The sequence below is a fragment of the Streptomyces canus genome, from assembly GCF_001514145.1.
Lineage (GTDB): Bacteria > Actinomycetota > Actinomycetes > Streptomycetales > Streptomycetaceae > Streptomyces > Streptomyces canus.
Genome location: NZ_KQ948661.1, coordinates 644521 through 655051, shown reverse-complemented (window position 1 = coordinate 655051; position 10531 = coordinate 644521). Strand labels below are relative to the sequence as shown.

Here is a 10531-nt window from a genome sequence, read left to right as displayed (position 1 = left end):
AATTACTCAAAGGGTTGGATCCTGAACTTCGGTTCGGGGTCCAACCCTTTTTTGTTGTGCGTCACTTGAAGTTCACGTTGCGCAACCACCATCCGAGGCATGGGTACTGCTGCAATGCTCAGGGCCGCCGGCGTCGGAGTCGGTGACGAGGTCGTCGTGCCGGCCTTCGGGAACGTCGAGGTCGCCGAGGCGGTGACACTCGCGGGTGCGCTTCCGGTGTTCGCGGACATACATCCGGTCAGCTACTGCCTTGACGCCTCCGCTGTCGAAGCGGCGGTAACTCCGCGGACGGCGGCCGTCGTTGTCGTACACCGATTCGGGCGACCGGCCGACATGGCGCGACTGCTCGCGCTCGGGCAGCGGCACGGGCTTCTGGTGCTGCAGGAGGGCGAGTCCGAGGCGCCGTACGACGAGATCGCTCAGCGGCGGGAGCGGGCCTGCTACCTCGATGGGAAGTTGCGCGGGGTGCGCACGCCCGATGGCGGGGACGGGCACACCTATCAGCAGTATGTGGTGAGGGTGCCCGGTAACGGGCGGCCGGACCGGGACGCGTTCGCTCGGGCCCTGCGGGGCAAGGGGGTTGACTGCCGGGTGCCGGTGAAGACACCCGTGCACCGGTTGCCCGAGTTCCGGCGTTGTGTGTCGCTGCCGGAGACCGAGCGGGCTGCCGACGAGACGCTTGCTCTGCCGGTGGACGCTGCGCTGACCAAGCGGGACATGCAGCGGGTCGTGGCCGCGTGCAATGCACTCGGGGGACTGCTTCAGCCTGCTTTCTGAGCGAGTTGGGAGCACGGACCTGTTCGGGGTATGATCTATTCCGTTGCCGCGAGGGAAACCTCGAAAGCGACAGGCCCCCTTAGCTCAGTCGGCAGAGCGTCTCCATGGTAAGGAGAAGGTCAACGGTTCGATTCCGTTAGGGGGCTCCAACCAAAAGGCCCCGCCCATTCGGGCGGGGCCTTTTTCGTGCCTTTCTCAGTCCGTGTGCAGGCCCGGGACGCGCATCGCCAGGATCGCCATGTCGTCCGACGGGGCGTCGGAGGCGAAGCGCTCGACCGCGCGCATGATGCGGGCCGCGACCGCGCCGGCCGTCAGGCCCGTGCAGGTGGTGAGGACGTCGGCGAGGCCGTCGTCCCCCAGCATGCGAGTGCCTTCGCGGCGCTCGGTGACGCCGTCCGTGACGCAGAGGAGAACATCGCCCGGGTCGAGGGTGACCGTCTGCTCGTAGAGCTCCAGGTCCTCCATGACGCCAAGGAGCGGCTGGGGCTCGGCGGCCGGTTCGACGGTGCCGTCCTGGCGCAGACGGAGCGGGAGGGGGTGGCCGGCGCAGACGACCTTCAGGCGGGCGCTGCCGTCCTCCTGCGGCCACAGCTCGCCGTAGAGGAGGGTCAGGAAGCGACTGCGGGCGCCCTCGTCGAGGATCGCGGAGTTCAGGCGCTCCAGGACCGCCGGGCCGCTGAGTCCCTCGCGAGCGAGCAGCCTGAGGGCGTGCCGGGCGAGGCCCGTGACCGCCGCCGCGTTCGGGCCCGTACCGCAGACGTCGCCGATGGCGAAGCCGTAGGCGCCGTCGCTGATGGGGAAGACGTCGTAGAAGTCGCCACCGACCTCGTTGCCCTCGCCGGCCGCGCGGTAGATGACCTCTACCTCCACACCGTCGATCTCGGGGAGCTCGGGCGGCAGGAGGCTGCGCTGGAGGGACTGGCTGATGGCTGTGCGCTCGGAGTAGAGGCGGGCGTTGTCCAGGGCGAGGGCGGCCCGGCGGGACAAGTCCTCGGCCAGTTCCAGGATTTCCTGGCGGAAGTGTTCGTCCGCGGGCTTGCCGAGGGTCAGCATGCCGATGACGCGATTGCGGGCGACCAGCGGGAGGACGACGGTCTCGCCGCCCACCGCGGAGGCTGTGGCGAGCGTGGGACCGATCCCGGAGGCGATCTGGTGGGTGGGGCCGCCGCTGAGTCCGAGGCTGCGCATGGAGCTGCGCAGAGCGGCTTGGTGCGCTGCCTCGCCGGGGGCCGACCAGACGCGGGCACCGGGGGTGGGGACCGGGTCCGGGGGCTGGATCTTCGACAGCAACGACTTGATGCCGTCGATGAGTTCCTCATCCTCGTGGAGGACGTACGACAGATAGGGATCCGAGGCCTGGTCGGCGATCGTGTAGACGGCGCACCAGGTGGCCAGGGTGGGGACGGTCATCTGGGCCATGAGGGCCAGGGTCTGGTCGCGGTCCAGGGTTCCGGCGAGGAGGTCGGACGCCTCGACGAGGAAGCTCAGGGAGCCGCGGCGCAGGCGTTCGAGTTCGCCCAGGCGGGCCGACTCGACCGCCAACGCGATCCGGTCGGCGGCGAATTGGAGGCGAAGGGCTTCTTCGTTCGAGTATCTGCCGGGACCTTCGGCGGCCACACCGAGGGAGCCGGTGAGGCGGCCCTCGACCTTCAGCGGGACCGTGACCACCGAGCGCATGCCGGTGCCGTTCAGGAGCGGTACGGCGCCGGGTACGGCCGCGAGGTCGTCGTGGACGGCCGGCATGCGGGCGGAGCCGTAGCGGCCGGGCCCTGCCTCGACGGGCACGCGCGCGAAGCGCTGGCGGGCGGAGGGCAGACCGGTGGAGGCGCGGACCTCCAGCTCGGTCTCGTCGTCTGTCGCCAGGAGCAGGAAGGCGGAGTCGCCGTCGAGCATGTCGCGCGCTCGTTCGACAGTGCGCTGGAGGAGGCCGTCGAGGTCGTCCGGGGCCGGAGAGCCGATGAACACCTCGAACGGGTCGGTGCTCTGGCCGTCGGAGGAGGTGTTCGTGTCCGAGGCGGGCACGCGCAACGGGGTCTGCAGGACGGCGCGTTCGTGGTCGCGCACCAGGAGGCAGACCGTGGAGGGTTCGCCGCCGGTGTCGCGGACGCGCAGGTGGGAGGCGTAGACAGAGGTGACGCGACCGTTGGCCGCCCTGATGCCGTAACTGCCCTCCCAGCGCGAGAGCTGGAGGGCCTCGGCGATTCCGGTGCCGGTGCCGGGGGTGTGCGGCCAGGCCGCGAGGTCGGTCAGGGGCTTGCCGATGACCTGTTCGGCGGCATAACCGAAGAGTTCCTCGGCGTCCTCGTTCCACGAGCTGATGGCGCAGGCGCGGTCGATCTGGACGACGGCGACCCGGACGCGGCCGTCCGCCAGCGGGAGGAGGTCCGCGGGCAGGGACGGGCCTGCCGTGCGGGTGCCCACCGTGCGTTCGGGCAGATCGAGCTGGAACCAGACCTGCTTGTGGGCGGGCGTGTACTCGACGCCCCACCGGCCGGCGAGGGCGGCGCAGAGCTGGAGGCCGCGGCCGCCTTCGCGGTCGAGGTTGCCCATGTTGACGGCCTGACCCTGGAGGGGGATCTCGCGCTCGGGGTAGCGGTCGCCCACCTCGATCCGTACACCGTCGTCACTGCGCAGGCACAGAACATCCGCGGCGGTGCCCGCGTGCACCACCGCATTGGTGACGAGTTCGCTGGTGAGGACCACCGCGTCGTCGACGATGTCGGCGAAGCCCCATCCCTGGAGGGTGTCGCGAACGAAGGAGCGGGCGGTCGCTACCGATCGACCGACAGGCTCGAAGCTGGCGGCCGCGCGCGCGGTGATCACAGAACTCCTCGGCCGGTTGTCGACGTGCAGGGCTGCCTGGCCGACCGGCTCGTGCCGCTGCTGCGGCAGGCCGCCCGTCGGCCGGGGGTCCGGGGTCTGTCCCCCGGGGACCAGTCCGGTGGTCATGTGTGCGGCCGCCCTCCGATGCCCGCTCGTGCTCGTGCCACCGTCCAGGCCGGACGGACCGGCTCGGCTGGACAGCCGCATGCAAGGTTACTTACCTTCGACGGCCATGCGGATGCCGGTCTGCAGTGTTTCCGTCCGGAGGGTGTGCGGACGATGTGCGAAGCTGCCGAACTGTTATGGCCGGGTTCAACCAGGGTGAAACACTGGGCAGGCTCCTGAAGAAGGTTCGGGCAGGCCGAGTGGCGTGCGTGTACGGCGGGCAGCAGCCCGTGGTGCGGCTTTGTATGCCCGATTGAAATAACGCTGTAGTAAGCAGAAGGACGCGGCAGCCACCGGTGCGCCGCAGCAGCACCTGAGCACAGCAGTAACGGTCGACCCCTGCGGGAGGGACACAGTGGAGTCTGGCGCAGCGACGCGGGGCACAAAAACGCGCGCGAAAGGCGGACAGTCCCCGAGCAACCAGCGCAAACCGCCCAATGGGACCACCGCGGTGGACACGGCCGCCCTGAACCGGCTGATGGCGGCACTGGTGTCGATGCGGGACGGGAACTTCCGCAAGCGGCTCACGGTCTCAGGCGACGGCATGATGTCGGAGATCGCGGCGGTCTTCAACGAGGTGGCCGACCGCAATCTCCATCTGACAGGTGAGCTGTCGCGGGTGCGGCGCATGGTGGGCCGAGAGGGCAAGCTCACGGAAAGGCTGGAAACAGGCGCCTGTGAGGGCTCCTGGGCGTCCGCCATCGATGCCTCCAACGCGCTCGTGGACGATCTCGTACGGCCCGTCTCCGAGGTCGGCCGGGTGCTGTCCGCGGTGGCGGAGGGCGATCTGTCACCCCGTATGGAGCTCAGGACACAGGCGCCGGACGGGACGGGGCATCCGCTGCGCGGGGAGTTCCTGAAGGTCGGGCGGACGGTGAACAACCTTGTCGATCAGTTGTCGACGTTCACCGACGAGGTCACCCGAGTGGCCAGCGAGGTCGGCACCGAGGGCAAGCTCGGCGGACAGGCACGCGTGCGTGGCATGTCGGGTTCGTGGAAGGACCTGACCGAGTCCGTCAACACGATGGCGTACCGGCTGACGGCCCAGGTGCGGGACATCGCGCTGGTGACCACGGCGGTCGCCAAGGGCGACCTGTCCCGGAAGGTCACGGTTCACGTGGCCGGCGAGATGCTGGAGCTGAAGAACACCGTCAACACGATGGTGGACCAGCTCTCCTCCTTCTCCTCCGAGGTGACCCGCGTCGCACGCGAGGTGGGCGTCGAGGGCGAGCTCGGCGGTCAGGCACAGGTACCCGGTGTGGCCGGGGTGTGGAAGGACCTCACCGATTCGGTGAACCTCATGGCCGGCAATCTGACGGCCCAGGTGCGCGGGATCGCCCAGGTGACCACGGCGGTCGCCAGCGGTGACCTGTCGCAGAAGGTGACGGTCTCCGCACGCGGTGAGGTCGCGCAGCTGGCCGACACGATCAACCAGATGACCGAGACGCTGCGGATCTTCGCGGACGAGGTCACCCGCGTGGCCAACGAGGTCGGTGCCGAGGGACAGCTCGGCGGGCAGGCGAACGTGCCGGGTGCGGCGGGAACGTGGAAGGACCTCACCGATTCGGTGAACACGGTCTTCCGGAACCTCACCACGCAGGTGCGGGACATCGCCGCGGTGACGACGGCCGTGGCCAACGGTGACCTGTCGCAGAAGGTCACCGTCGACGTGGCCGGCGAGATGCTGGAGCTGAAGAACACCGTCAACGGGATGGTGGACCAGCTGTCGGCGTTCGGTGCCGAGGTCACGCGTGTGGCGCGCGAGATCGGTGTCGAGGGTGAGCTGGGCGGCCAGGCGCAGGTGCCCGGGGCCGCCGGTACCTGGAAGGACCTCACCGATTCCGTCAACACGGCGTTCAGGAATCTCACCGGACAGGTGAGGAACATCGCGCAGGTGACGACGGCGGTGGCCAACGGTGACCTGTCGCAGAAGGTCACCGTGGACGTCTCCGGCGAGATGCTCCAGCTGAAGAACACCGTGAACACGATGGTGGACCAGCTGTCGGCCTTCGCCGACCAGGTGACGCGCATGGCCCGGGACGTGGGCACCGAGGGACGGCTGGGCGGTCAGGCGGTGGTGCCGGGGGTGTCCGGTACCTGGAAGGAGCTCACCGACTCCGTCAACTTCATGGGCGGCAACCTCACCTCTCAGGTGCGGCAGATCGCCCAGGTGACGACCGCGGTGGCCCGGGGTGACCTGTCGCAGAAGATCGACGTGGACGCGCGCGGCGAGATCCTGGAGCTGAAGAACACCATCAACACGATGGTCGACCAGCTCTCCGCCTTCGCCGACCAGGTGACCCGCGTAGCCCGTGAGGTGGGCACCGAAGGACGCCTGGGCGGCCAGGCGCAGGTGCCCGGCGTCGCCGGTGTGTGGCGTGACCTCACCGACTCCGTGAACGGAATGGCAGGAAACCTTACTGCCCAGGTGCGCAACATCGCCCAGGTGGCCACCGCGGTGGCCCGGGGTGACCTGTCGCAGAAGATCGACGTGGACGCGCGCGGCGAGATCCTGGAGCTGAAGAACACCCTCAACACGATGGTGGACCAGCTCTCCAGCTTCGCCGACCAGGTGACGCGGGTGGCTCGCGAGGTGGGCACCGAGGGCATCCTCGGCGGGCAGGCCGAGGTGCAGGGTGTCTCCGGCACCTGGAAGGACCTCACGCAGTCCGTGAACTTCATGGCGAACAACCTGACGATCCAGGTGCGCAACATCGCCGAGGTCACCACCGCGGTCGCCAAGGGCGACCTCTCGAAGAAGATCACCGTCGACGCGAAGGGCGAGATCCTCGAGCTCGTCACCACCGTCAACACGATGGTCGACCAGCTGTCGTCCTTCGCCGAGCAGGTGACGAGGGTGGCTCGTGAAGTGGGTACCGAGGGCATCCTCGGCGGCCAGGCGCACGCGTCGGGCGTCACGGGTATCTGGAAGGACCTCACCGACAACGTCAACCTGATGGCCAACAACCTGACCATGCAGGTGCGCAACATCTCCCAGGTCGCGAACGCGGTCGCCAACGGTGACCTCACGCGGACGGTGACGATCGAGGCGCGCGGCGAGGTCGCGCAGCTCGCCGACACCTTCAACACCATGGTGAAGACGCTGAGTTCGTTCGCCGACCAGGTCACCAAGGTGGCCCGTGAGGTGGGCACGGACGGCATCCTGGGCGGTCAGGCGCGGGTGCCGGGTGTGGCCGGTACCTGGAAGGACCTCACCGAGTCCGTGAACCAGATGGCGTCCAACCTGACCGGTCAGGTGCGGAACATCGCCATGGTGACCACGGCCATCGCCAAGGGCGACCTGACGAAGAAGATCGACATCGACGCCCGCGGTGAGATCCTCGAACTCAAGACCACCATCAACACCATGGTCGACCAGCTGTCGTCCTTCGCCGAGGAGGTCACCCGAGTCGCCCGCGAGGTGGGTACCGAGGGGCAGCTCGGCGGCCAGGCACGCGTGCGTGACGTCGACGGCACCTGGCGCGACCTGACCGAGTCCGTGAACGAAATGGCAGGAAACCTTACTCGGCAGGTGCGAGCCATCGCGCGCGTGGCGACCGCGGTGACCCGAGGCGACCTGAACCTGAAGATCGACGTGGACGCGTCCGGCGAGATCCAGGAGCTTCAGGACTACATCAACAAGATGATCGCCAACCTGCGCGACACCACGATCGCCAACAAGGAGCAGGACTGGCTCAAGGGCAACCTGGCCCGTATCTCGGCTCTCATGCAGGGCCGCCGGGACCTGGAGGACGTGGCCTCGCTGATCATGAGCGAGCTGACGCCGGTGGTGACCGCGCAGCACGGCGCGTTCTTCGTCGCGATGCCGCTCCTGGACGGCAAGGACATGAGCGCCGAGGCCGAGGACCAGTACGAGCTGCGGATGCTCGGTTCGTACGGATACTCGATGGGCTCGATGCCGACGTCGTTCCGGCCGGGTGAGGCGCTCATCGGGACCGCTGCCGAGGAGAAGCGCACGATCCTCGTGGAGAACGCGCCCAGCGGCTACCTGAAGATCTCCTCCGGTCTCGGAGAGGCGCCGCCCGCGCAAGTGATCGTCCTCCCGGTGCTGTTCGAGGGCAAGGTGCTCGGTGTCATCGAGCTGGCCTCGTTCACACCCTTTACGCAGATCCAGAAGGACTTCCTCAACCAGATCGCCGAGATGATCGCGACCAGCGTCAACACGATCTCCGTCAACACCAAGACGGAGGTACTGCTGAAGCAGTCGCAGGAGCTGACCGAGCAACTCAGGGAGCGGTCGGCCGAGTTGGAGAACCGGCAGAAGGCCCTTCAGGCGTCCAACGCCGAACTGGAGGAGAAGGCCGAGCTGCTGGCCCAGCAGAACCGCGACATCGAGGTGAAGAACACCGAGATCGAGGAGGCACGGCAGGTCCTGGAGGAGCGCGCCGAGCAGCTCGCCGTGTCCATGCGGTACAAGAGCGAGTTCCTGGCCAACATGTCGCACGAGCTGCGGACACCGCTCAACTCGCTGCTGATCCTCGCCAAGCTGCTCGCCGACAACGCGGACTCCAACCTCACCCCGAAGCAGGTCGAGTTCGCCGAGACCATTCACGGCGCCGGTTCCGACCTGCTCCAGCTCATCAACGACATCCTCGACCTGTCGAAGGTCGAGGCGGGCAAGATGGACGTCTCCCCGACGCGCATCGCGCTCGTACAGCTCGTGGACTACGTGGAAGCCACCTTCCGGCCGCTGACCGCGGAGAAGGGCCTGGACCTGTCCGTACGGGTCTCGCCCGAGCTGCCCGCCACCCTGCACACCGATGAGCAGCGGCTGCTCCAGGTGTTGCGCAACCTGCTGTCCAACGCGGTGAAGTTCACCGACTCCGGAGCCGTCGAGCTGGTCATCCGGCCCGCCGGGCGGGACGTACCGGTGGCGATCCGGGAGCAGCTGCTCGAGGCCGGTTCGCTGCGCGATCCGGGCGCCGACCTGATCGCGTTCTCGGTGACCGACACCGGGATCGGCATCGCGGCCAGCAAGATGCGGGTGATTTTCGAGGCCTTCAAGCAGGCCGACGGTACGACCAGCCGTAAGTACGGCGGCACCGGCCTCGGGCTGTCGATCTCGCGGGAGATCGCGCAATTGCTCGGCGGAGAGATTTACGCGCAGAGCGAGCCCGGTCGCGGATCGACGTTCACGCTGTATTTGCCGCTGCACCCCAGCGAACTGCCGCCGCAGGGCTACCAGCAGTCCATGCCCGCCCTGGAGGCCGGCGATCTGGTGGCGTCCACGTCGGAGCACGGGCGGACCGGGGTCGAGGTCGAGACGCCGGCCGAGGTGAAGTCGTACCAGGAGACACAGAACGGCGCCGCGGCGCTCTTCCGGCGCCGTCGCAGGACCGCACCCGCCCTCGAACAGCGGATCGGACAGCCGGACCAGTGGTCGGCGGTGGAGCACCAGGCCGCGCCGCAGCCACGCCGGGGCATCCGGTTCGGCGGGGAGAAGGTGCTGATCGTCGACGACGACATCCGCAACGTCTTCGCGCTCACCAGCGTCCTCGAGCAGCACGGGCTGTCCGTGCTCTACGCGGAGAACGGCCGTGAGGGTATCGAGGTGCTGGAGCAACACGAGGACGTGGCGGTGGTCCTGATGGACATCATGATGCCCGAGATGGACGGATACGCGACGACCAATGCGATCCGCAGGATGCCGCAGTTCGCCGGGCTCCCGATCATCGCCCTGACCGCCAAGGCGATGAAGGGCGACCGTGAGAAGGCGATCGAGTCGGGCGCCTCCGATTACGTGACCAAGCCGGTCGATCCCGATCATCTGCTGTCGGTGATGGATCAGTGGATGCGGGGGGAGTGATGGGAATCAGCGAAGTTCACGCGGAGTTGCTGACTCAGTGTGCCCGACGCCGTGTAGAAGTACGGGATTCGGGGAACCTTCTGGTCTCCCGCTACGTTTCTGCTACGTGCACAGTGACATCACGGTGACAGGGTGTGGCGACAGACAGGGTGCGGCTACGATGACCGGCACAAGGACGGGCGGCGAAAGGGAGTCGTCCCCAGCGGCGGCGCCCGGTGCACATCCGGGGCGAGGAGGGCGGGCCATGGTGCAGAAGGCCAAGATCCTCCTGGTCGATGACCGGCCGGAGAATCTGCTCGCGCTGGAGGCCATCCTCTCCGCGCTCGATCAGACACTGGTGCGGGCATCGTCCGGGGAGGAAGCACTCAAGGCACTGCTCACGGACGACTTCGCGGTGATTCTGCTGGACGTCCAGATGCCGGGCATGGACGGTTTCGAGACCGCGGCGCACATCAAACGGCGGGAGCGGACCCGGGACATCCCGATCATCTTCCTCACCGCGATCAACCATGGTCCGCACCACACCTTCCGGGGGTATGCGGCTGGGGCGGTGGACTACATCTCCAAGCCGTTCGACCCGTGGGTGCTGCGGGCGAAGGTATCGGTCTTCGTCGAGCTCTATATGAAGAACTGTCAGCTGCGGGAGCAGGCGGCGCTGCTGCGGCTCCAGTTGGAGGGCGGCGGAGGCAAGGCGGCGGCAGGGGACGCGAAGGAGCCGGCGGGTCTGCTCGCCGAGCTGTCCGCGCGTCTGGCCGCGGTCGAGGAGCAGGCCGAGGCGCTCTCGAAGCAACTGGACGACGAGTCCGCGGACGCGGCCGCGGTGGCCACAGCGGCCCATCTCGAACGCAAACTCACGGGCTTGCGGCGGGCGCTGGACGCGCTGGAGCCGGGCACCGGGAGTTCGCCGTCGGTGCCTTCGCAGAACTGACGCGCGCCGAC

Annotated in this window: 4 protein-coding genes and 1 tRNA gene; 4 read left to right on the top strand and 1 reads right to left on the bottom strand. The window is 68.1% G+C overall.

What is annotated here, in order from left to right:
* Positions 1–114 precede the first annotated feature (114 nt).
* A complete protein-coding gene (locus tag AQJ46_RS22540; RefSeq protein ID WP_059207290.1) occupies positions 115–777 on the top strand; it encodes a DegT/DnrJ/EryC1/StrS family aminotransferase in 663 nt (220 codons plus the stop codon).
* Between the two features lie 73 nt (positions 778–850).
* A tRNA-Thr gene (locus tag AQJ46_RS22535) sits at positions 851–926 on the top strand.
* Positions 927–972: 46 nt separating this feature from the next.
* Here AQJ46_RS22535 and AQJ46_RS22530 read toward each other — a convergent pair.
* Positions 973–3726, bottom strand: coding sequence for a SpoIIE family protein phosphatase (locus tag AQJ46_RS22530; RefSeq protein WP_059207289.1), 2754 nt, complete (start codon positions 3724–3726; stop codon positions 973–975).
* Between the two features lie 394 nt (positions 3727–4120).
* Between AQJ46_RS22530 and AQJ46_RS22525 the strand changes: the two genes are divergently transcribed.
* Together AQJ46_RS22525 and AQJ46_RS22520 are read left to right on the top strand one after the other, a co-directional pair.
* Positions 4121–9592 carry a HAMP domain-containing protein gene (locus AQJ46_RS22525; RefSeq protein WP_107117312.1) on the top strand — a complete coding sequence of 1824 codons (5472 nt, stop codon included), beginning with the start codon at positions 4121–4123 and terminating at the stop codon, positions 9590–9592.
* 244 nt (positions 9593–9836) lie between these two features.
* Positions 9837–10520 (top strand): response regulator, encoded by a 684-nt coding sequence (locus AQJ46_RS22520; protein ID WP_057613322.1) that lies wholly within the window; start codon positions 9837–9839, stop codon positions 10518–10520.
* The last annotated feature ends 11 nt before the right edge of the window (positions 10521–10531 follow it).

What these genes read in the sequence shown, in the direction of transcription:
- AQJ46_RS22540 (WP_059207290.1), top strand. Translation starts at nt 115, where the DNA reads ATGCTCAGGGCCGCCGGCGTCGGAGTCGGTGACGAGGTCGTCGTGCCG.
- AQJ46_RS22530 (WP_059207289.1), bottom strand. Translation starts at nt 3,726, where the DNA reads ATGACCACCGGACTGGTCCCCGGGGGACAGACCCCGGACCCCCGGCCG.
- AQJ46_RS22520 (WP_057613322.1), top strand. Translation starts at nt 9,837, where the DNA reads ATGGTGCAGAAGGCCAAGATCCTCCTGGTCGATGACCGGCCGGAGAAT.